The sequence below is a fragment of the Actinomadura syzygii genome, from assembly GCF_008085905.1.
GTDB classification, from domain to species: Bacteria; Actinomycetota; Actinomycetes; order Streptosporangiales; family Streptosporangiaceae; genus Spirillospora; species Spirillospora syzygii.
The window spans coordinates 14,928-35,908 of sequence record NZ_VSFF01000005.1; the positions used below are offsets into that span (position 1 = coordinate 14,928).

At 73.3% G+C, this 20,981-nt stretch carries 24 protein-coding genes; 14 read left to right on the top strand and 10 right to left on the bottom strand.

Annotated features, from left to right (window positions below; genetic code table 11):
- The first annotated feature begins 2 nt into the window (after nt 1–2).
- The 11 genes from FXF65_RS12550 (at nt 3) to FXF65_RS12600 (ending at nt 10,940) form a co-directional block, all read left to right on the top strand.
- Nucleotides 3–1,616: a sugar ABC transporter ATP-binding protein gene (locus FXF65_RS12550; RefSeq protein ID WP_148350004.1), complete on the top strand. Its 1,614-nt coding sequence runs from the start codon at nt 3–5 to the stop codon at nt 1,614–1,616.
- Complete coding sequence (locus tag FXF65_RS12555) at nt 1,609–2,553, top strand: ABC transporter permease (protein ID WP_148350006.1); 945 nt, start codon at nt 1,609–1,611, stop codon at nt 2,551–2,553. Before FXF65_RS12550 ends, FXF65_RS12555 begins: the two co-directional genes overlap by 8 nt.
- Nucleotides 2,553–3,497 carry an ABC transporter permease gene (locus tag FXF65_RS12560; RefSeq protein WP_148350008.1) on the top strand — a complete coding sequence of 315 codons (945 nt, stop codon included), beginning with the start codon at nt 2,553–2,555 and terminating at the stop codon, nt 3,495–3,497. Before FXF65_RS12555 ends, FXF65_RS12560 begins: the two co-directional genes overlap by 1 nt.
- A gap of 29 nt (nt 3,498–3,526) precedes the next feature.
- Nucleotides 3,527–4,630, top strand: coding sequence for a M20 family metallopeptidase (locus FXF65_RS12565; RefSeq protein ID WP_187412254.1), 1,104 nt, complete (start codon nt 3,527–3,529; stop codon nt 4,628–4,630).
- The gene (locus tag FXF65_RS12570) at nt 4,627–5,370 is read left to right on the top strand and encodes an MBL fold metallo-hydrolase (RefSeq protein ID WP_148350012.1); all 744 of its coding nucleotides are present in this window, start codon (nt 4,627–4,629) and stop codon (nt 5,368–5,370) included. The genes FXF65_RS12565 and FXF65_RS12570 overlap by 4 nt, the downstream gene beginning before the upstream one ends.
- A complete protein-coding gene (locus tag FXF65_RS12575) occupies nt 5,367–6,317 on the top strand; it encodes an IclR family transcriptional regulator (protein ID WP_148350013.1) in 951 nt (316 codons plus the stop codon). The genes FXF65_RS12570 and FXF65_RS12575 overlap by 4 nt, the downstream gene beginning before the upstream one ends.
- The gene (locus tag FXF65_RS12580) at nt 6,314–7,534 is read left to right on the top strand and encodes an alanine racemase (protein WP_148350015.1); all 1,221 of its coding nucleotides are present in this window, start codon (nt 6,314–6,316) and stop codon (nt 7,532–7,534) included. Before FXF65_RS12575 ends, FXF65_RS12580 begins: the two co-directional genes overlap by 4 nt.
- Nucleotides 7,535–7,580: 46 nt before the next feature.
- Nucleotides 7,581–8,264 carry a bifunctional 4-hydroxy-2-oxoglutarate aldolase/2-dehydro-3-deoxy-phosphogluconate aldolase gene (locus FXF65_RS12585; RefSeq protein WP_148350017.1) on the top strand — a complete coding sequence of 228 codons (684 nt, stop codon included), beginning with the start codon at nt 7,581–7,583 and terminating at the stop codon, nt 8,262–8,264.
- 146 nt (nt 8,265–8,410) lie between these two features.
- Nucleotides 8,411–9,400 carry a sugar kinase gene (locus FXF65_RS12590; protein ID WP_148350019.1) on the top strand — a complete coding sequence of 330 codons (990 nt, stop codon included), beginning with the start codon at nt 8,411–8,413 and terminating at the stop codon, nt 9,398–9,400.
- Between the two features lie 8 nt (nt 9,401–9,408).
- The gene (locus tag FXF65_RS12595; protein WP_148350021.1) at nt 9,409–9,792 is read left to right on the top strand and encodes a RidA family protein; all 384 of its coding nucleotides are present in this window, start codon (nt 9,409–9,411) and stop codon (nt 9,790–9,792) included.
- Nucleotides 9,792–10,940, top strand: a complete 1,149-nt coding sequence (locus tag FXF65_RS12600; RefSeq protein WP_148350023.1) for a hypothetical protein — start codon at nt 9,792–9,794, stop codon at nt 10,938–10,940. The genes FXF65_RS12595 and FXF65_RS12600 overlap by 1 nt, the downstream gene beginning before the upstream one ends.
- 70 nt (nt 10,941–11,010) lie before the next feature.
- Here the strand turns inward: FXF65_RS12600 and FXF65_RS12605 are convergent, their stop codons facing one another.
- The 5 genes from FXF65_RS12605 to FXF65_RS12625 form a co-directional block, all read right to left on the bottom strand.
- Nucleotides 11,011–11,472: a MarR family winged helix-turn-helix transcriptional regulator gene (locus FXF65_RS12605; RefSeq protein WP_148350025.1), complete on the bottom strand. Its 462-nt coding sequence runs from the start codon at nt 11,470–11,472 to the stop codon at nt 11,011–11,013.
- A gap of 67 nt (nt 11,473–11,539) precedes the next feature.
- Nucleotides 11,540–12,499 carry a sigma-70 family RNA polymerase sigma factor gene (locus tag FXF65_RS12610; RefSeq protein ID WP_148350027.1) on the bottom strand — a complete coding sequence of 320 codons (960 nt, stop codon included), beginning with the start codon at nt 12,497–12,499 and terminating at the stop codon, nt 11,540–11,542.
- Nucleotides 12,500–12,512: 13 nt separating this feature from the next.
- On the bottom strand, nt 12,513–12,896 hold the full coding sequence (locus FXF65_RS12615) for an SgcJ/EcaC family oxidoreductase (RefSeq protein WP_148350029.1): 384 nt from the start codon (nt 12,894–12,896) through the stop codon (nt 12,513–12,515).
- A 53-nt stretch (nt 12,897–12,949) separates the two neighbouring features.
- Complete coding sequence (locus FXF65_RS12620) at nt 12,950–13,306, bottom strand: MmcQ/YjbR family DNA-binding protein (protein WP_148350031.1); 357 nt, start codon at nt 13,304–13,306, stop codon at nt 12,950–12,952.
- 53 nt (nt 13,307–13,359) lie between these two features.
- Nucleotides 13,360–14,277, bottom strand: a complete 918-nt coding sequence (locus FXF65_RS12625; protein WP_148350033.1) for an RNA polymerase sigma-70 factor — start codon at nt 14,275–14,277, stop codon at nt 13,360–13,362.
- Nucleotides 14,278–14,449: 172 nt separating this feature from the next.
- Between FXF65_RS12625 and FXF65_RS12630 the strand changes: the two genes are divergently transcribed.
- Nucleotides 14,450–14,935 carry a carboxymuconolactone decarboxylase family protein gene (locus FXF65_RS12630; protein WP_148350034.1) on the top strand — a complete coding sequence of 162 codons (486 nt, stop codon included), beginning with the start codon at nt 14,450–14,452 and terminating at the stop codon, nt 14,933–14,935.
- 19 nt (nt 14,936–14,954) lie between these two features.
- Here the strand turns inward: FXF65_RS12630 and FXF65_RS12635 are convergent, their stop codons facing one another.
- Together FXF65_RS12635 and FXF65_RS12640 are read right to left on the bottom strand one after the other, a co-directional pair.
- Entirely contained in the window at nt 14,955–15,482 is a 528-nt protein-coding gene (locus FXF65_RS12635) for a DUF6624 domain-containing protein (protein WP_148350035.1), read from the bottom strand.
- Between the two features lie 32 nt (nt 15,483–15,514).
- Complete coding sequence (locus FXF65_RS12640) at nt 15,515–16,030, bottom strand: VOC family protein (protein WP_148350037.1); 516 nt, start codon at nt 16,028–16,030, stop codon at nt 15,515–15,517.
- A 49-nt stretch (nt 16,031–16,079) separates the two neighbouring features.
- Between FXF65_RS12640 and FXF65_RS12645 the strand changes: the two genes are divergently transcribed.
- Nucleotides 16,080–16,760 (top strand): TetR/AcrR family transcriptional regulator, encoded by a 681-nt coding sequence (locus tag FXF65_RS12645; RefSeq protein ID WP_148350039.1) that lies wholly within the window; start codon nt 16,080–16,082, stop codon nt 16,758–16,760.
- Here the strand turns inward: FXF65_RS12645 and FXF65_RS12650 are convergent.
- On the bottom strand, nt 16,705–17,115 hold the full coding sequence (locus FXF65_RS12650; RefSeq protein WP_222868538.1) for a cupin domain-containing protein: 411 nt from the start codon (nt 17,113–17,115) through the stop codon (nt 16,705–16,707). The two genes, FXF65_RS12645 and FXF65_RS12650, sit on opposite strands and share 56 nt — an antisense overlap.
- A gap of 23 nt (nt 17,116–17,138) precedes the next feature.
- Between FXF65_RS12650 and FXF65_RS12655 the strand changes: the two genes are divergently transcribed.
- On the top strand, nt 17,139–17,732 hold the full coding sequence (locus FXF65_RS12655; RefSeq protein ID WP_148350040.1) for a TetR/AcrR family transcriptional regulator: 594 nt from the start codon (nt 17,139–17,141) through the stop codon (nt 17,730–17,732).
- Between the two features lie 17 nt (nt 17,733–17,749).
- Here the strand turns inward: FXF65_RS12655 and FXF65_RS12660 are convergent, their stop codons facing one another.
- Nucleotides 17,750–19,609 carry an elongation factor G gene (locus tag FXF65_RS12660; RefSeq protein ID WP_148350042.1) on the bottom strand — a complete coding sequence of 620 codons (1,860 nt, stop codon included), beginning with the start codon at nt 19,607–19,609 and terminating at the stop codon, nt 17,750–17,752.
- 218 nt (nt 19,610–19,827) lie between these two features.
- Nucleotides 19,828–20,877: an LLM class flavin-dependent oxidoreductase gene (locus FXF65_RS12665; RefSeq protein WP_148350044.1), complete on the bottom strand. Its 1,050-nt coding sequence runs from the start codon at nt 20,875–20,877 to the stop codon at nt 19,828–19,830.
- Nucleotides 20,878–20,981: the final 104 nt, after the last annotated feature.

A 20,981-nucleotide genomic window follows, 5' to 3' on the forward strand; every position in this document is an offset into this window, starting at 1 on the left:
CGATGACGCTCCTGGCCGTCGAGCGGGTCTCGAAGTCCTTCGCGGGCAACCGGGTCCTCAACGAGGTGAGCTTCGACGTCCGCGCGGGCGAGGTGCTCGCCCTCGTCGGGGAGAACGGCGCGGGCAAGAGCACGGTGCTCGGGCTGATCACCGGTTTGCTGGCGCCCGATTCCGGACGTGTCGTGTATGACGGAGACCCCGTCACGTCCTGGTCGCCGCACCGCGCCCGCGAGGTCGGGATCGGCTCGGTGCACCAGGAGCTCAGCCTCAACCCGCACCAGACCGTCGCCGAGAACGTGTTCCTCGGCCAGTGGCCGTCGCGGCGCGGGTTCGTCCTGCGCCGCGACCTCGCCCGGCGGGCGCGGCCGCTGCTGGAGCGCGTCGGGCTGGACGTCGACCCGATGACCCGGGCCGGACGCCTCCCGCTCGGCCGCCAGCAGCTCGTCGAGCTGGCCAAGGCGCTGGCCTCGAAACCGCGCCTGCTGATCCTGGACGAGGCGACGTCCGCGCTGGACGACGACCAGGTGAAGGGCGTCTTCACGGTCGTGGACGAGCTGCGCGCGGCCGGCTCGTCCGTGATCATCGTGAGCCACCGGATGGGCGAGCTGTTCGCCGTCTCCGACCGGCTCACCGTGCTCAAGGACGGCGAGGTCATGGCGACCCGCGAACGCGCGGAGACGGGCCACGACGACATCGTCCACCTGATGATCGGGCGCGAGCTGTCCGACCTGTTCCCGCCGAAGGCGGGCGAGGTCGCGGCGCCGGTGGAGGGCGAGGACGCGCTCGCCATCCCGTCCGAGGAGGCCATCGCCTCCGACAAGGCCGCCGCCGAGGAGACCCCCGCGGCGCCGCCCGTCCCGGCGGGCAGGCCGGTGTTGAGCGCGCGGGGGCTGACCGTCCCCGGCGCCTGCGCCGACGTCGACCTGGACCTGGAGCCCGGCCGGATCATCGGCCTCGGCGGGCTCCAGGGGCAGGGCCAGCGGGCCGTGCTCCGCGCCCTGTTCGGCCTGGTCAAGCACACCGGGCGGATCGAGCTCGACGGCCGTCCCGCGCGCCTGGCGTCCCCGCGCGAGGCGATCCGCTCGAAGATCGCCTACGTGCCCGAGGACCGCAAGGTCGAGGGGCTGCACGTGGCGCAGACCGTCCGGGCGAACCTGTCCCTCACCAACCTGGACGTCGTCACGCCCGCGAGGCGGCTGACCACCGTCGACCGCGGCGCGGAGGCGCGGCTCGTCGACGACCTCGTCGAGCGGATGCGGATCAAGGTGACCGGCCCGGACCAGGAGGCGCGCCGGCTGTCCGGCGGCAACCAGCAGAAGGTCGCGCTGGCCCGCTGGCTGCCGTCCAGGCCGCGCGTGCTGCTGCTCGCCGAGCCGACCCGCGGCATCGACGTCGGCACCAAGCGGGAGATCTACCACCTGCTCCGCAGGCTCGCCGACAGCGGCGTCGCGGTGCTGGTCACGTCGGGAGACACCATGGAACTTGTCGGCCTCTGCGACGAGGTCGCCGTAATGTACGAGGGCGCCGTCGTCGACCGGCTGGCGGGCGCCGACCTCACCGAGGAGCGGCTCGTCCGCGCCTCCGTCACCGGCACGGAGGCGGGAACGAATGTCTGAACGCCTGACCGGCGCTCTGCGCGGAAACCTTGACGTGGCGGGCCTCGGCGCGCTGCTGGTCGTCCTGCTCGCCGCGTACAGCCACTACGACTCGGAGCTGTTCACCCCGGCGTCGATCACGATCCTGTCGGCGCAGTTCCTGCCGCTGATCCTGGCCGCGATGGGGCAGAGCACCGTCATGCTGGCGGGCGGCATCGACCTGTCGCTCGGCTCGGTGCTGGCGCTCGCGATGGCGGTGTTCGCCGTCCGCGCCGAGGACGGCGTCGTCGTCGCCGGTGCGCTCGCGCTGGCAGCCGCCGCCTCGACGGGCGCCGCGAACGGCGTGCTCGTCGCCTATGCCGGGCTGCCGCCGATCATCGTGACGCTGGCGGCGTCGTTCCTGTGGGGCGGGGTCACGCTGGTGGTCCTGCCGCAGCCGGGCGGGCACGTCCCGTCCGGGCTGGTCGACGCCTACAACAACGGGTGGAACGGGCTCGCGCTGCCCGTCCTCGTGATCGTGGCCGTCCTGGTGCTGTGGAAGGCGGTCCGGACGACCCGGTTCGGCCTCTCGCTGTACGCGGTCGGCGGCAACGAGCACGGCGCGTACGCGAGCGGCATCGGCACCCGCAAGGTGAAGATCGCGGCCTACGCGCTGGCGGGCGTGTTCGTCGGCCTCGCCGGGATCGGCCTCGCGATCCAGACCGGGTCCGGGGACGCGACGATCGGCGCCCCGTACACGCTCAACTCGATCGCCGCGTCCGTGCTCGCCGGGGTCAGCTTCTTCGGCGGCGTCGGGCAGATGCGCGCGACCGTGCTGGCCGCGCTGCTGATCGGGCTGCTGACGAACCTGCTGCTGTTCACCGGCCTGTCGCCGTTCTACCAGCTCATCCTGCAAGGGGCGGTGCTGATCGTGGCGATCGCCGTCAAGACGTTCGCGACGCGGGAGAGGACGGACTGATGACCGCGATCACCCTGCCGCGGGGGCTCCGCGACAACCGGGCCGCCTGGGCGTTCGGCGTCCTGCTCGTGACGTGGATCGGCGCGATCCTGTTCGCGAAGGGCTTCGACAGCGTGTCGAGCGTCCGGTACCTGGTGCAGACGGCCGCGTTCCTCGGCATCGTCGGCGTCGGGCAGACGCTCGTCGTCATGATGAGCGGGATCGACCTGTCGGTGTCCGGCGTCGTCGCCTTGTCGGCGGTGGTGTGCGCGCAGGTCGCGTCCGGCTCCGGCGGGACGACCGGCGTCGTCGTCGCGCTCGTCGCGAGCGTCCTCGTCGGCATCGCGAACGCGGCCGGGGTGACCTGGCTGCGGGTCCCGCCCATGGTCATGACGCTCGCCACCGGGACGATCGTCGCGGGCGCGCTGCTCGTCTACACGAACGGGTCGCCGAAGTCGGCGAAGGTGCCGCTGCTGGCGTCGCTCGCCAACGACCGCGTGGTCGGGATCCCGCTCGCGTTCCTGCTCTGGCTCGGGATCACCGCGGTCGCCGTGTGGCTGCTGCACGCCTCCCGGATCGGCCGGTACGTGTTCGCGCTCGGCAACGGGGAGCGGGCGTCGCGGGCGTCCGGCGTGCCGCTCGCGCGGACCGCGTTCGTCGCCTACGGGGCGTGCTCGCTGCTCGCCGGGGTGGCCGGGCTGGTGCTGCTCGGGTTCACGTCCACCAGCTCGCTCACGATGGGCAACCCGTACCAGTTGCTGTCGATCGCGTCGGTGGTGCTCGGCGGGACGTCCATCCTCGGCGGGCGCGGCCACGTGCTCGGCACGGTCGCGGGCGCGCTGATGCTGACGCTGCTCACGGCTCTGCTGGCGTCGTGGAACATCTCCGAGGGCGTGCGGCAGATCGTGCTGGGCCTGCTGATCATCGGACTGCTGCTCGCCTACGCGCGGGAACGGCGGTCCTGATGTCGAACTCGGGGGAGCTTCTCAGGGACATGATCGGCATTCCCAGCATTAACCCGCGGGGCGGGTCGGGTGCTGGGGAGGCTGCGGTCGCCGCTTATGTGCGCGACTGGTTCGGCGGGCGCGGTATCAAGGCCGAGGTTCGGGAGGTGTCGCCGGGGCGTCCCAACGTGGTCGCGACCGTGCCGGGGCGCGACCCGCGCTTCGTCCTGCTGGAGTCGCATCTCGACACCGTCGAGACCGACGGCATGACCGTCGACCCGTTCGCCGGGACGGTCCGCGACGGCCGCCTGTACGGGCGCGGCGCGTGCGACGCGAAGGGGCCGCTGGCGGCGTTCATGCTGGCGGCGGCCGAGCTGGCGGCCGGTCCGCCGCCGCCGTTCGGGGTCGTCGTCGCCGGGGTGATGGACGAGGAGCACGCCTACCAGGGCGTCCTCGGCCTGATCTCCGACCTCGCCGACGCGGACGTCGTGGGCGCGATCGTCGGGGAGCCGACCGGGCTCGTCCCGGCGACGGCGCACAAGGGGTGCGTGCGGTACACCGTCCGGACGCTGGGGAGGGCCGGGCACAGCTCGCGTCCGGACGAGGCCGTCAACGCGGTCACCCTCATGTCCCGCGTGATCGACCACATCGCCGGGACGCCGCCGGACGCCGGGCCGCATCCGCTGCTCGGCCCGGCGACCCGCTGCGTCACCCGGATCAGGGGCGGCGAGGGGCCGAACACCGTCCCGGGCCGCTGCGAGATCGACGTCGACCGCCGCACCCTGCCCGGGGAGGACCCCCTGGAGGTGTGGCGCCGCGACCGCGCCGAGCTGACCGCCGTCCTGCCGGGCCAGGTCGAGGTGGACGACCCGTTCACCGTCGACTACGCGCTCGACACCCCGGCGACGAGCCCGGTGCCCGCCGCGCTCCGCGCCGTGCTTGAGGCGGCGGGACGGCCTTCGTCCGTCCAGGGGATGCCGTTCGGGACGGACGCGAGCAAGCTCGCCCGCGCGGGCATCCCGTCGGTCGTGTTCGGGCCCGGCTCGATCGCCGACGCGCACTCGGCGGCCGAGTCCGTGGCGCTCGCCGACGTGGACGCCGCCGCCCGGTTGGTCGTCGACACCGTCCGCTCCCTCGCCGGGGGGACGGCATGAGGCTGACGCAACACGTGGAACTCGTCGGCAGCGGAGCGGCCGGGTTCGACCTCACCGACCCGCTGGACTGCCACGTCTACCTGGTGCGCGGGTCGCGGGGCGCGGCGCTGGTCGACGCGGGCGCCGGGACGTCCGCCGGGCTGCTGGCGCGGCGGCTGCGCACCGCCGCCGGACCGGCGGGGGAGCGGCACCTGCTGCTCACCCACGGGCACGCCGACCACGCGGGCGGCGCCGCCGCCGTCGCGCGGGACGTGGAGGGGATCGCCGTTCGCGCGGGGGCACCGGCGAGCGACTGGATCGCGTCCGGCGCGGAGGACAAGCTCAGCGTCGACCGGGGCAAGGCGGCCGGGGTGTACCCGCCGGAGTACGCCTTCCCGGCGTGCCCGGCGGTGCGCCCCATCGCGGACGGGGAGAGGGTCGACCTCGGCGGCGGGGTCGTCCTCACCGCGATCGCCACGCCGGGGCACGCCGACGGGCACATCTGCTACCTGCTCGACGCGCCCGAGGGCCGCGCCCTGTTCTCCGGCGACTGCGTGTTCACCGCCGGGCGGATCTCGCTGCAGAACCTGCACGACGCGCGCGTCCCCGAATACGCCGCCAGCCTGGCGCGCCTCGCCGCGCTGGAGATCGACATACTGCTGCCGGGCCACCACGAGATCTCGCTCGCCCGCGCCGGGCGGCACCTCGCGGCGGCCCGCGACGTTATCACCCGTGGACTGCTTCCGGGGAGCACGACATGAGCATCGACGAGACCGCGGAACCCGCGGCCGAGGCCACGACCAAGGCGACGACCAAGGCGGGTGCCAAGGCGGGGGCGAAGCCCGCGCGGAACCAGTCGTCGTCGCTGCGCCGGGCGCTCGCGGTGCTCGACCACGTCCGCGACCACGCCGACGCGCGCGGCGTGTCCCTCACCCAGATCGCCGACGACCTCGGCCTGAGCAAGAGCACCGTGCTGCGGCTCGCCGCCCCGCTGATCGACGGCGACCTGCTCACCCGCGACCGCGAGACGGGCTGGTTCCGGCTCGGGCACGGCGCGCTGCGGCTCGGGCAGGCGTACCTGTCGTCGCTGGACATGCGGTCCGTCGCCGCCGACCCGCTGCGCCGCCTCCAGCACGTCGTGGGGGAGACGTGCCACCTCGTCGTCTACGACGCGCCCGAGGTCGTCTACATCGACAAGGTGGAGAACGAGCACAACGTCCGGATGGCGTCCCGCGTCGGGATGCGGATGCCCGCCTACCGGACCGCCGTCGGCAAGGCCATCCTCGCCTGGCTCGGCGACGACGACTTCCAGCTCGTGGTCGCCGCCGGGCTCACCCCGCGCACCGAGCGGACGATCACCGACCCGGCCCGGCTCGCGACCGAGCTGGAGCGCGTCCGGCTCTCCGGGTACGCCGTGGACGACCGGGAGAACGAGCCCGAGGTGCGCTGCGTCGCCGCGCCGATCTTCGACCACACCGACCGGGCCGTGGGCGCGCTCAGCGTGTCCGGGCTGACGTCCCGGATGACGCCGGCGCGGGTGCGGGAGGTCGGGCCGATGGTGGAGCGGACCGGGCTGGAGATCTCCCGCGTGCTGGGCTCGTCCCGGCAACCGCGCCGCCGCCCCGACCGGGCACTCGACCGGGCGTTCGACCGTCCCGCCGAGCGCAGCGGTACCGACCGTGATCCGCATGGAGGGAACCAGCCGTGAACCTCACGATTCCGGACGAGTACGTCGACTGGCGGACGAAGGGCTTCTGGCAGCCCGGCCCGGCCGTCCCGTTCGCGGAGTTCGCCGCCGCCCGGCACCCGCTGTTCGGCGGCCCGTTCACCTGGCCGCTCATGATCCTGCGCAGATCGGCGCTGGAGCACAACATCGCCGAGCTGGCCGCGTTCTGCGCCCGGCACGACCTGACCTTCGCGCCGCACGGCAAGACGACCATGGCGCCGTCGCTGTTCCAGACCCAGCTCGACGCGGGCGCCTGGGGCATCACCGCCGCGACCGCGAACCAGGTGCTCGCCTACCGGACGTTCGGCGTCCCGCGGATCCTGCTGGCCAACGAGCTGCTCGACCCGACCGCGCTGCGCTGGCTCGGCGCCGAGGTCGACCGCGGCATGGAGTTCCTGCTGTACGCGGACTCGCTCGAAGGCGTCGCCGCGCTCTCCGCCGCCGCCGGGCCCCGCCCGTTCCGGGTGCTCGTCGAGTTCGGCCACCCGAACGGGCGCACCGGCTGCCGCACCGTCGAGGAGCTGACCAGCGTCGCCCGCGCCGTCGCCGCCTCCCCCGGCACCGAGCTCGCGGGCGTCGCGGGATACGAGGGCGGGCTGCCGGACGTCGCGGCCGCGGGCGCCTACCTCGGGACGCTCCGCGACGCGACCGCCGCCCTGTCCGAGACCGGGCTGCTGCCCCGCGAGGTCGTCGTCACCGCGGGCGGCAGCGCCTACTTCGACCAGGTCGCGGAGCGGCTGGCCGGGGACTGGCTGCCCGGCCACGAGCTGACCGTGATCCTGCGCAGCGGCGCGTACGTGACGCACGACGACGGCATCTACACCGAGCGGACGCCGTTCACCCGGCTGCCCGGCTCGCTGGACGCCGCGCTGGAGATCTGGGCGCAGGTCACGTCCGTCCCGGAGGACGGGCTCGCGATCGTCGGGATGGGCAAGCGGGAGGCGCCCTACGACGCGGGGCTGCCCGTCCCGCTGCGCGTCCGGCGGCGGGACGGGACCGTGCTGCCCGCGGACGGCCTGCGCGTCACCGACACCAACGACCACCACGCCTACGTGGCGGTGGAGGGGCCGTCCCCGCGGCCGGGCGACCTGATCTGCTTCGGGATCTCCCACCCCTGCACGGCCTTCGACAAATGGCAGGTCATCCCGGTCGTCGACGACGACCACACGGTGACCGACCTGATCCGCACCTACTTCTGACCCGTTGGGCTTCTGACACAGTGAAACCCCCTTCGAGAGGACGACCATGACCCCCCGCTTGGCGCCGGGAGGCGCGCTGACGGCCACCGGCGTCGTCGCGGTCGTGCGCGGCACCGACCACGCCCGCGTGACCGGCGTCCTGGACACCCTGGTCGCCGCCGGCATCCGCTGCCTGGAGATCACCCTCAACACTCCGGGCGCGCTGGACGCGCTGCGCGCCGCCCGCGACCGGTACCCCGACGACGTCGAACTCGGCGCCGGGACGGTCCGGTCCGCCGACGACGCGTCCGCCGCCGTCGACGCGGGCGCGTCCTTCCTGGTGGCGCCCGACACCGACCCGGCGGTCGCCGGGAAGGCCCACGAACTGGGCGTCCCCTACTACCCGGGCGCGCTCACGCCCGGCGAGGTCGCGCGTGCGTGGGACCTCGGCGCGACCGCCGTGAAGGTCTTCCCCGCGCACCTGTTCGGACCCACCTACCTGCGCGACCTCGCCGAGCCGTTCCGGGACATCGCGCTCCTGCCGACCGGCGGCGTCCGTCCCGGTCACGCGGGCGACTACATCCGCGCGGGCGCGATCGGCGTCGGGCTCGGCGGCTCCCTGATCGGCGACGCCCTCGACGGCGGCTCGCTGACCGCCATGGCCGACCGCGCCTACCGCGTCCTGAACGGCGTCCGCACGGCCCGCCTCCAGGCCGCCGCCCCGCCTCCCCCGGAAGCCCAGCCCCGATGACCGCAGCGGAGCGAGGATCATCGGGGCGCCCCTCGGGGGTCCGGGGGTCGTCCCCCGGAAAAGAGGGCCCGATGACCGCAGCGGAGCGAGGATCATCGGGGCTGCCCTCGGGGGTCCGGGGGTCGTCCCCCGGAGAAGAGGGCCCGATGACCGCAGCGGAGCGAGAATCACCGGGGCGGCCCGCGACGAGGGTCGATCTTGTGACGTTCGGGGAGACGATGGCGCGGCTGGAGAACCCGGTCGTGGGGCCGATGCGGCACGCCCGGACGCTCGACCTCGGGATCGGCGGCGCCGAGTCGAACACGGCCATCGGCCTGCGCCGCCTCGGCGCCACCGCCGCCTGGTTCGGACGCGTCGGCGACGACGAGTTCGGCCGTCTCATCACGACGGCGCTCGCGGGCGAGGGAGTCCGCATCGACCACGCCGTCACCGACGCGTCGGCCCCGACCGCGCTCCTGTTCAAGGAGCGCCGGTCGGGGACGCTCACCCGCGTCCAGTACTACCGGACGGGCAGCGCGGGCTCCCGGCTCGGCCCGGCGGACGTCCCGCACGCGCTGATCAGGTCGGCGCGCGTCCTGCACGTCACCGGGATCACGGCGGCGATCAGCCGGACCGCCCGCGCGGCGCTGGACGACGCCGTCGAGACGGCCCGGGACGCGGGCGTCCCCGTGTCCCTCGACCTGAACTACCGCAGCGCCCTGTGGTCCCCCGACGAGGCCGGTGAATCCCTGCGCGACCTGGTGAAACGCGCCGACCTCGTGTTCGCGACCGAGGCCGAGGCGCGGCTCGTCGTGGCCGCCGACGACCCGGCGGGGCTCGCCACCGGGCTCGCCGCGCTCGGCCCGAGCGACGTGCTGGTCAAACGGGGCGCGGCCGGGGTGGTCGCGTCCTGCGCGGGAACGTTGCATGTCCAGCCCGCGCACCGGGTCCCGGTGATCGACCCGGTCGGGGCGGGGGACGCGTTCGCCGCCGGATACCTCGCGGAGTTCGTGCGGGGCCGTCCGGTCGCCGAGCGGCTCGCCACCGCGACGGCCGCGGGCGCGTACGCGGTCACCGTCCGCGGCGACTGGGAGGGTCTCCCGAGCCGCCGTGATCTCGAACTGCTGAAATCGACCGAAGACACCGTCACCCGATGAGGAGAGCCATGAGCAAGCGCGAACTTCGCAGCGCGGCGGCGCCCGCGCCCCTCGGCACCTACTCGCAGGCCCTCGTGGTCGGCGACTTCGTGTACACGTCCGGGATGGGTCCGATCGACCCGAAGACCGGCGAGGTCGTCGGGGACGACGTCGCGGCGCAGACCCGGCAGACCCTCGCGAACCTGACCGCCGTCCTCGCCGAGCACGGCCTCGGCCTGGACGACGTCGTGAAGTCGACCGTCCATCTCCAGGAGCTGCACCGCGACTTCGCCGCCTACGACGAGGTGTACCGGGCGCACTTCAACGAGCCGTACCCGGTGCGCACGACCGTGGGCTCCGACCTGATGAACATCCTGGTCGAGATCGACTTCGTCGCCTACAAGAAGAGCTGATGGATTCATCCCTCTACGTCCTGGTCGAGGACCTGCGCGGCGACGGTGACGACGTCGCGCGGGTCCTCTCCCACGGTGTCACGTCCATCACGATCGGGGCCGCCTACCACCGCGCCCGCGACGTGACGCCCCACGGCCGCACCCGCGTGACCATGCGCCACGACGGGGTTCACTTCCCCCTGGACGACGCTTTCGACGGCCTCCGCCTGACCCCGCCCGTGCAGAAGGGCGCGGAACGCGAACCCGTGCGGGCTCTCCGGGAGCAGACACGCGAGCTGGGCGTGCCCCTCCACGGATGGGGCGTCTTCCTGCACAACACCACGCTCGGCCTCGCTTTCCCGGACGTGACGCAGGAGAACTGTTTCGGCGACCGCGCCGCACCCGCCGACCTGTGCCCGTCCAACCCGGACGTGCGCGCGTACGCGGTCGCGCTCGGCCGCGCCATCGCCCGGCAGGGCATGGACTCCGTGGTCGCCGAGTCCCTCCATTTCGGGACGTTCCAGCACGGCTACCACCACGAGCGCTCCTTCGTGGAGCTCGGACCGGCGGCCGAGTTCGCGCTGGGCCTGTGCTTCTGCGCGCACTGCCGCGAGCGCGTCCCGGCCGCCGACGCCGCGCACGACGCCGCGTCCTGCCTGGTCGCGTCCGTCCTGGACGGCGGCCCGCCGATCGACGCGATCCCGGACGTGCTCATCAACTACGCGCACGCCCGCACCCCGGTCGTGACGTCGCTCGCCGCCGACGTCGCCGCGGCCGTGGCGGACGAGGGCTCCCGGCTGACCTTCCTCGACCTGACCGGCGCCGTTAAGGGCTACGCGGACGGACGCCCCACCGGCGACCCGGCCGCCGCGTCCGCCTGGCGGATCGGCGTCGACCCGTCCGGCGTGGGCAAGGTCGTCCCGTCGTACGCGGTGCTCTGCTACGCCTCCGACGAGGCCCGCGTAGCCGAGGACGTCACCGCCTACCGCACCGCGCTGGGCACGGACACGGCCCTGCGAGCCGTCCTCCGCCCCGGCATCCCGGACACGACCTCAGCCGCCCACCTCGCCGCCAAGGCGACCGCCGCCCGAACCTCCGGCGCCGACACCGTCGACTACTACCAATACGGCTTGGCGCCCCTCCCCGTCCTGGACCGCATCCCCCGTTAACGCTCAGCCCCTGGCCCGCCTCCGTCCCAACGCGGATCCGACGGCCGCGTGCGGCGTTGCGCGGGGGTGGTCAGGCGAGGGTTTGGGCGGCGGAGTCCAGGCGTTGGGTCAGGTCGCGTAGGACGTTGTGCAGGTCGGCCAACTCCGCCGGAGTGAGGCCGGTCGCCGCCAGGACTCGGCGGGGGACGTCGACCGCCCGTGCGCGTAGGGCGGCGCCGCGGCCGGTCAGGTGCACCGACACCGAGCGTTCGTCCTCGCGGCCGCGGCGGCGGGCCACGAGTCCGGCCGTCTCCAGGCGGGTGAGCAGCGGCGACAGGGTGCCCGAGTCGAGGCGGAGGCGCTCGCCGAGCCGCTTCACCGTGGGGCCGTCCTCCTCCCAGAGGACGATCATGACGAGGTACTGCGGGTAGGTCAGGCCGAGGTCGCGGAGCTCCGCCCGGTAGAGCGCGTCGAAGGCCCGTGAGGTCGCGTGCAGGACGAAGCAGACCTGCCCGTCCAGCGTCAAGGCGTCGTCGTCGGCGGTCCCCGTCATGCCCCCATCCTACGGGCGCGCGCCGTTCGGTTGTCCGCAACCGAATCCCTCCGTTCGCATGGTCGGCTCAGGGCTCCGGAAGGGTCGGGGCGAGGCCGAACGACGAGAGGACCCGCGCCTCGGAGAAGACGACGTTCCGCGTGATCCGGTCGCCCTCCACAGTGAGAACCTGCAGCGTGTGGAGCCGGTAGACGCCGTCGTCGAGGAGGTAGGCGACGAGTGCGGGCTGGCCGTTGGCGGTCGTCCGGACCATGCGCCAGCCGGTGCCGCGCCACTCGAAAAGGCGCACCATGAAGAGCCCGTAGGAGTGCCTTCCCCTGTACCAATGCGGGACGGGCGGCATCTCCAGCGCCGCGTCGTCGGTCAGCAGCGTCACCAGGGCGCCGACGTCCGCCGTCTCGAACGACCGGATGTACCTGTCGAGGAGATCGTTGACGGCGGCGTCGTCCGGCTCGGCGACCTCGTCCTCCGTCACCCCGACGTTGGACAGCCCGGCCCGCGCCCGCTGCAGCGCGCTGTTCACGGCGGCCGTCGACGTCTCCAGCAGCTCCGCCGTCTCGGCCGCGCTGAACTCCAGGACGTCCCGCAGGATCAGCACCGCCCGCTGCTTCGGCGGCAGCACCTGCATCGCCGCGATCAGCGCCAGCCGCAGGCTCCCGCGCCGCGCGACCCGCGAGGCCGGATCGTCGAGCATGGCGTCCGGGAAGGGCTGCAGCCACGGCACGTCCAGCGCGGGGGCGAGCGGGAACTCCGCCTCGCCCGGCTCCGGCCCGCTGACCATGGACGGCAGCGGCCGCCGCGCCCTCCCCTGCAACGCCGTCAGGCACGCGTTCGTCGCGATCTTGTACAGCCAGGTCCGGACGGACGCCCGCCGCGCGTCGTACCGGTCCCAGGCCCGCCAGGCGCGCAGCATCGTCTCCTGGACGAGGTCCTCCGCCTCGTGCACCGAACCGAGCATCCGGTAGCAGTGCACCAGAAGCTCCTTCCGGTACGCCCCCGCCGCCGACTCGAAGTCGTCGTCGATCACGTGCCCCCTCCGCCTAGTGCGCGGGCGTGTTGGAGTAGGCGGACACGAGCCACCGCCCGTCCCGCTTCGACAGCACCCACGTGGCGAGCCGTTCCCCCTCGGCCGGAACCTCGCTCGCCCCCGCCATCAGGATGCCCGCCCGGCTGACGATCACCGCCGTGTCGCCGTGGACGCGCACGTCCTGCGGCTCGTCCACGGCGCTCGACCCCTTCAGCGGACCGGCGAACCCCGCCGCCATGGACTCGCGGACCGCGTCCCGCCCCTGGTGGAACACGCCGGGCATCACGACGGTCGCGTCGTCGGTGTAGTGGTCGGCGAACGCGGCGGCGTCGCCGTCCGCCCAAGCCTTGTACATCTTGTCGAACATGGCGCGGAGTTCGGACTCGGTGCTGTTCATCGAAACGCTCCTTCTGATCGGTCAGCGGTATGTACCGCCCGATCACCCCCGACTCATCGGTCACCGCCAGAAATTTCTTCGAGCACGCTCGCGGCGAGGCGTTTCGGTGCGGACAGCCGCCACCCCTCGATGACCAGTTCGGCTAGCTGACCTGCGTCGACGCTGGGCAGCTTGATCTCCACCCAGGCGAAGCGTCCGCTCGTCCAGGACGGGGAGAAGGTGTCGGAATCGTCCGCGATGAGGGCGGCCTGCTCCTCCCGCGTCGCCTTCACCATGATCGACTGCTTGGCCTCGCTGAGGTAGCAGAAGCCCTTGCCGCGCACGCGGAAGCCCGTCATCTCCCCGAAGGACTCGCGCTCGGTCACCTCCGGCAGCCCGAGCACCAGCTCCAGGAACTCCTCGACGCTCATGCCCCAAGGCGTACCACCCGCCTCGGACGTTCCCGGCCCGGCGTCCCTCCGGATCAGCGGCTGACCGGCGTCTCCCGCCCCAGCCGCGCCAGCTTCTCCGGGTTCCGGACGACATAGAGCCCGGTCACCAGCCCGTCGTCGATCCGGACCGCCACGACGTCGTCGATCTCCCCGCCGATCCGGACGATCAGCGCCGGCCACCCGTTGACCTGCGCCACCTCGACCGTCGCGATCCCGCCGAGCTTGGGCAGCCCGACCGACAGCAGGCGCGCCACCTTCGCGGCCCCGACGACCGGCTGCGGCACGGCCTGCACGACCCCGCCGCCGTCCCCGAGGAGGACGACGTCCGGCGCGAGGACGTCGAGCAGCCCCCGCAGGTCGCCCGTCTCGATCGCCACCTGGAACGCCGCGAGCGCGCCGCGCGTCTCGGCCGCCGACACGTCCCCGCGCGGCCGCCGCTCGGCGACGTGCGCCCGCGCCCGGTGCGCGATCTGGCGGACGGCCGCCGCGTTCTTCCCGACCGCCTCCGCGATCTCGTCGTATCCGAGGTCGAACACCTCGCGCAGCACGAACACCGCCCGCTCGGTCGGCTTCAACGTCTCCAGGACGAGCAGCATCGCCATCGAGACGCTGTCGGCCAGTTCGACGTCGTCCGCCACGTCGGGCGTCGTCAGCAGCGGCTCCGGCAGCCACGGCCCGACATAGGACTCCTTGCGGCGGCCGAGCGTGCGCAGCCGCGACAGCGCCTGCCGGGTGGTGATCCGCACCAGGTAGGCGCGCTGGTCCCGCACCGTCGCGAGGTCGACGCCCGCCCAGCGCAGCCAGGTCTCCTGGAGGACGTCCTCGGCGTCGGCGGCCGACCCGAGCATCTCGTACGCGACGGTGAAGAGCAGATTCCGGTGGGCGACGAACGCCTCGGTGGCGGCGTCCATCCGACCGTCCTGGACGGACCCCTCTGTCCCTTCGCTCATGGCCTGCTCCCCCCACTCGTCATTCAACACGCCGCACACAAGATGCTCGGTCCTCCCGTTTTGTGACAGCCAGGGGCCGGTGACACACGGCACACATCCGGGCCGTCACAAGGACGAGACCGGCGGCATCTTGTGGTCGTCCAGCAGGAACCACCCAAGTGAGGACGACGTCATGGAACCGCGGATCGACATGATGACGAACGAGATCGGCGCCAAGATCGCCAGGCGGATGGCGGGCGCGCACGCGGTGATCGAGGGCTCGCCGCTGCCGAAGGCCGTGCAGGACCTGGTCATGCTGCGGGCCAGCCAGATCAACGGCTGCGGCCTCTGCGTCGACCTCCACACCAAGGAGGCGGCGGCCGCCGGGGAGACGGCGGTCCGGCTCAGCCTGGTCGCCGCGTGGCGCGAGACCACCGTGTTCACCGAGGCGGAGCGCGCCGCGCTGGCGCTCGCCGAGGAGGGCACGCGCCTCGCGGACGCCCACCACGGCGTGTCCGACGCGACGTGGGAAAAGGCGCGCGAGCACTACGACGACGACCAGATCTCGGCGCTCGTCTCACTGGTCGCCCTGATCAACGCCGCCAACCGGATGAACGTCATCGTGCGCAACCAGGGCGGCTCCTACGAGCCCGGAATGTTCGACGCCGCGGTGAGCTGAAAGGCCGTCCGGCGCGCCGTCATGTGCCGCGCCCTGGCCAGGAGTCGAGAAGGCCGCGCATTTCCGCGTCGTATTCGTCCATGGGCGGCAGGCCCATTTCGGCGCGCCGCTCGTCCAGGCCGTCGGGGTCTTCGATCGGCTGCGGCCCGAACCCCGACTCGGTCTCCGTGTACTGGGTTCCGTATCGCTGCGGACGACCGGCGTTGACCCGGACACGGTCCTCCAGATAGGCGAGGCGTTTCCGATCGGCGTCGCCGCGCGCGACCGCGTCCCGCAGGGCCAGCAGGAAGCGGCGTTGCGCGCGGCGCCGCCGGTCCGCGTGCTGGGCGAGCAGCCAGGCGGCGTCGGCGGCCTGCTCCCCGACCAGCGCGTTCCCCGGCCAGCCGTGCCGCCGGACGACGCGGTCCAGCCAGGCCGCGTTCCTGTCGTCCACCCAGAGGAAACGCAATGCCCGGAAGGGGGACCGGTAATGGCGGGGCGTCGACGTCCGGACCCTCTGGTCGCGGGCGGCCCGGCGTAACAGATCGGCTCGCAGTGTCCCGTTCACCGCTCCACTATCGCCCCTGAACCCCGTCCGGCCTATGGGGTCTCGCCCGCCGCGGCGGCGCGTCGGGCGGCCGTTTCGCGTGGGTCGTCGACACGCAGCGAATCGGGCCCCGTTTCGGTGTGATGGGCCGTGGTGTAGAAGCGGACCTCGTGCCCGTCGGGGTCGTGCAGCTCCGGCAATATCCAGCCGATGGTCGCGAAATGCACCCCCGCGTGGGATTCGCCGAGCGCGGTCAGCCGCGCCGCGAGTTCCTCGATCGCGGCTTTGTCGGGGACGCCGATGGCGAAGTAGTCGAACCCCGCCGCGGCGACGGCCCGCTCGGGGTCGAGGCGAAGGGCCAGCACCGGCCCACCCGCCGGATGCCGCAGCGCGTACCCCATCAACGTGCCCTGCTCGACGAACTCGATGTCGACCTCGTATCCGAGCCTGGAGCGGTACCACTCCAGGGATCGGGCCAGGTCGGCGACCGGGAGCTTCAGGTGGTGGACGCCGTCCAGCCGGGGCGGGCCCGAGCCGTCCGCCGGAGAGGTGGCGCTGCGATCCCCCATCGCGATCTCCTTGCAGTAGGAGTGCATTGATGCAGTTATACTGCAATGCATGTCCGACCCCGTCAAGCCCGATCTGCGGGCCGCCCGTGTCGCCGAGACCGAGGAGAAGATCCTCGGCGCCGCCGTCGAACTGTTCGTCCGACATGGCTACGCCGGGACCACGCTGGCCGCCGTCGCCGACCGCGCCCGGGTCGGGGCGCGCACGGTCTACGTCCGGTTCGGCACCAAGGCGGCCCTGCTCAAACGCGCCGTCGACGTCGCCTTCGCCGGGGACACCGCGCCGGTCGACGTCCGCCACCGCGACTGGTTCACCCGCGCCGAGACCGCCCCGAGCGCCGCCGAACGCCTCGCCGCGCTCGCGACGGGGAGCAGCCGGATGCTGGCCCGCGCCGGGGACGTCCTGGCCGTCGCTCTGGAGGCCGCCGCGACCGAACCGGAACTCGCCGCCGCCGCCCAGGCGGGCCGCGAGGCCACCCGCGCCAACATCGCCGCCTTCTGGGCCAAGATGGCGGACGACGGCCTGCTACCCGGCGGCCGTGACCTCGACCTCGACTGGCTGACCGACACGGCTGCGCTGCTCGTCCACGCCGAGACCTACCTGCTGGCCCGCAGCATGATGGGCTGGACGCCCGCCGCCCACGAGCGCTGGCTCACCGCGTCCCTCCACGCGCTGATCAGCGCGGACCCAGCGAGCCCTCCGCCGCCGACCCGCCCGGCCGAGGCTCCTTGAGCTCGACGAAGATCGAGTGCGTGGCGGTGTCGCCGATGTTCTCCCCGGCGTGCTCCTGGGCGTCCAGCCACCGCGCCTGCCCGGCCGGCAGTTCGAGCTCCACCTGACGTCCGCCGGACGTGAGCCGCCGCTTGAACGAGCTCAACGTGACCATGACGCTGTCGGGATGACCGTGCGGGCTGGTCCGATCGCCCGGCCCGTCCCGGTACTCCAGGACGCGGACGCGCTCGTTCTCGAAGATCACCGTGTAGAGCCCGGGATCGGTGACGGTGGGGTCCCGCTGCATGTCCTGGTGCGTGTCCTGGTGCATGGCCGCCTCGCTCGGCTCGCCGGTCAGGAGGGGCCGAAGCCCCATGGGACGACGGTACCATCATGGCAATGTCAGTACCATATGAGTCGACCGGACGCCGCGAGCAGAAGTCCCGCACCCGCGAGGCACTGGTCGCGTCCACCCGCGCCCTCATGGCCCAGGGACTGACCCCGACCGTCGAGGAGGCCGCCGCCGCGGCGCGCATCTCCCGGACGACGGCCTACCGGTACTTCCCGAACCAGCGCGCCCTGCTGCTCGGCGCGCATCCGGAGACCCGGCAGGCGTCGCTGCTCCCCGACGACGCGCCGACCGATCCGCGGGCACGCCTCGACCTGGCGATGCGCGCCTTCACCGACCTCACCGTCGAGTGGGAGCCCCAACTGCGCGCTTCGCTGCGGCTTTCGCTGGAGCCCGGCGCGGAGCAGCCGCCGCTCCGCCAGGGCCGCGCGGTCACCTGGATCGAGGACGCCCTCGCCCCGCTCCGCGAGTCCCGTCCCGACGTGGACGTCCATCGGCTGGCCGTGGCGATCCGCTCGGCGACCGGCATCGAGGCGCTGATCTGGCTCACCGACATCGCCGGGCTCTCCCGCGAAGAAGCGGTCGCCCTGATGCGCCGCTCAGCGCACGCCCTCCTCCAAGCCGCGCTGACCGAACAGCCCTGACCAGCCGGAACGCCCGATCAGCCGTGCCCGCGAAGACGGGAGGGCCGCGGACGCGACGGCGGCGAACCCGTGACGGGCTGCTCCCCGGACGGTCCCGACCACCAGGCGCCCTCGCCGCCGGTGAGCGCGGGCAGCGCCGCTTCCGCCTCGGCGGCCCGCGCGGCCGGGATCTGGCCCTTGATCGTCCAGCCGTCCGCGCCGGGCGCGGGCTCGACCGCCGTGGCGCCGACCGCGCCGAGCGCCCCGAGCACAGAACTGAGCGCGTCCCCCGGAACCTCCGCTTCGAACGCATGGCACGGCTCGTGGACGCGGGTCCCCGCGCGGGCCAAGGCGTCCATCAGAACCAGCGGGGTGAGGCCCCGAAAGTCACCGGCCGTGCTGATCGGCGCGGCGAACCCGGACCGGATCAACGTCACGGCGCAGTCGGTGACCGGCCACCCCCGCAACCCCTCTTCGAGAGTGCCGTGGACGGTCTCCTCGATCGCCCGGTCGAGGGCGTGCGGCAGCGCGCCCGGCTCGGTCTCGCGCCGGAACGTGTTCCCGGCGCCGCGCGGCGCCGGTTCGACGCGCAGGCCGATCGTCGCCCAGAAGTCCGGCACGCGGCGCCGCCAGTTCATCTCCGCCACGGCCTCGCCCACCCCGGCGGGACGTTCGATGTAGACGGTCCGGCTCTCCTCGAACACCGCCTCGATCCCGGACTCGGCGCGCAGCCGCGCGGCGACGACCTCCTTCTGCACCTCCCCGTACAGCAGGACGGACGTCGCGCCGGACGGCGCGGGCCGCGCCCGGAGCAGCGGGTCCTCGTCGGCGAGGTCGAGGAGCGCGGCGCGCAGCCGTCCCGCGTCGGCCGGACGGCGGGCGCGCACGATCGTCTCCAGCGAGGGCGGCGGGAACGGCGGCACGTCCCGGCCGGGCGGCCCGATCCGGTCCCCGACCCGCGCCTCGGCGAGCCCCCGCACCCGCGCGATGTTCCCGGCGGTCAGGACGTCGTCGCCGGGCGCTCCGGCGACGTCCAGGCCGGTGATCCGCCCGCCGCGCCCGTCCGCGAAGGCGACGCGCTCGCGCGGCCGCAGTTCGCCGGAGAACAGCCGCAGCCAGGCGACCCGTTCGCCGGACGCGGCGCGCTCGACGGCGAAGACGGAGCCGCACGTCCCGCCGTCGCCCGCCCTGGCCGGGGGCAGCAGCGAGCCGAGCCCGCGCAGCAGGTCGGGGACGCCGTCGCCGGTCCGCGCCGAGCCGAAGTACAGCGGCTGGACGGCGCCCGCGGCGGTCTGCGCGCGCAGCGACGCCGCCAGGATGCCCGGCGGCGTCGCGCGGTCGTGGACGAAGTCGGCGAGCACGCGCTCGTCGCCGTCCGCCAGGATCTCGGCCGCGGGTTCGCGCGGCTCGACCCGTCCGGCCAGCACGCGGTTCAGCGGGACGGGCCGCGCCGGAAGCCTGCGCTTGATGGCGGCGAGCACGGCGTCCGGGTCCGCGCCCGGCAGGTCGATCTTGTTCACGAAGATCAGGGTGGGCAGCGCCAGCGCGCGGAGGGCGCGCATCAGCACGCGAGTCCGCGCCTGGACGCCGTCGGTCGCGGACAGCACCAGCACCGCGCCGTCCAGCACCCCGAGCGCCCGTTCGACCTCGGCGCCGAAGTCGGCGTGGCCCGGGGTGTCGATCAGGTTGACCCGCAGCGCCCCCAGCCGGAACGACACGACGGCGGACCTGATGGTGATGCCGCGCTCGCGTTCCAGCTCGCCGCGGTCGGTCTGGGTGTCACCGGCGTCGACGCTGCCGAGCCTGCCTATCGCGCCGGTGTCGTACAGCAGCCGTTCGGTCAGGCTGGTCTTTCCCGCGTCAACATGCGCGAGGATGCCGAGGTTGAGGATGGGCATGGGCGGAGGTGTCCTCGAAAGCTCTCGTCCGGAATGGGCGCTGTGAGTTTTCGAAGACCTGGCGCATCTCGCCTCCGCTGCTCGACCGGCACGGCTCCGCCGTGATCACCGCCATGCTGCCAGCGCGCCCGCGCGCCGCCCACCCATTTTTCGACCGCCGCGCGGAAAGAGGGAACGGGCCGGGCGCGCTCGACGCACCCGGCCCGTTCTCGGCAGTCCTACTTGAACGCGGGCATCAGATGCTCGTGGATCAGCCGGAGCTGGCCGTCCACGCCGGGGACGCCGGTGAGCTCGCGTCCGGTGAACGTCTTCACCAGCCCGGGGTCGGTGATCGCGCAGATCATGTGGTTGACGCCGGTCGGCGCGATGTCGCTCTCGATCCTGGCGCGCACCTCCGCCGGCGTGCCCGCCAGCGACAGCTTCTCGGTGATCTCGGGCGTCGTCAGCTCGATCGCCTTGGCGAGGTCGCCGTTGGTGATGGCCTGGACGATCGGGATCATGTCGGCCGGGTCGACGCCGTTGCGCTCCAACTGCTCGGCGGGCATCGCCGACGCGTACAGCCCGACCATGCTGCGGGCCGCCTCCTTCGCGGCGGCCGAGTCGGGACCGACCGCGAACACGACCCAGGCGCCGATGTCGAGCGTCCGCCAGTCCTTGCCCGCGCGCTCGGCGCCCTTCCTGACGTGCTCGACCGCGTACTCGTACGCGCGGCGCGAGTAGCTGAGCGCGTGGTGCACACCGTCGGACAGCTCACCGGCCGCCTCGAACGACTTCGGCCCGCGCATCGCACCGATCTTGACCGGCAGCCGCTCCTGGACGGGACGCGCGAACGTGAACAGCCCGTCGTAGGAGTAGAACTCCCCGTCGCGGGTGATGGCGCCCTCGTCCAGCAGGGTCCGGACGACCGCGACGGCCTCCTTCACCCTGGTGAGCGGCTTGGTCGTCGTCCAGTCGATCTTGTACTGGGCGAGCACGCCGAAGTTCCCGCTGCCGAGCACGACCTCGGCGCGGCCGCCGGTCAGCTCGTCGAGCGTCGCCGCGGCCTGCGCGATCAGCGACGGCTCGCGCAGCGTCACCGCCGACACCGACGGGCCGAGCCGGATCCGCGAGGTGCTCGCCGCGGCGGCCGCGAACAGCAGCCAGAGGTCCTTGTGCCACGGCTCGTCGGCCGCGTAGACCGCGTGGAAGCCGAGCTCGTCGGCCAGCGCGATGGATGCCAGCGACTCGGAGAGGGGGTAGTCGGGGAGCATGGCGTAGCTGAACTTCACAGGGAAACGTCTCCTTGTGTGCGCCCCTTCGCGCACGGTATCCGGGGATACGGGAGATCGTAGGTGCTCCGGAGTGACCGGAGCCTCACTTCTGGTGACGTTGA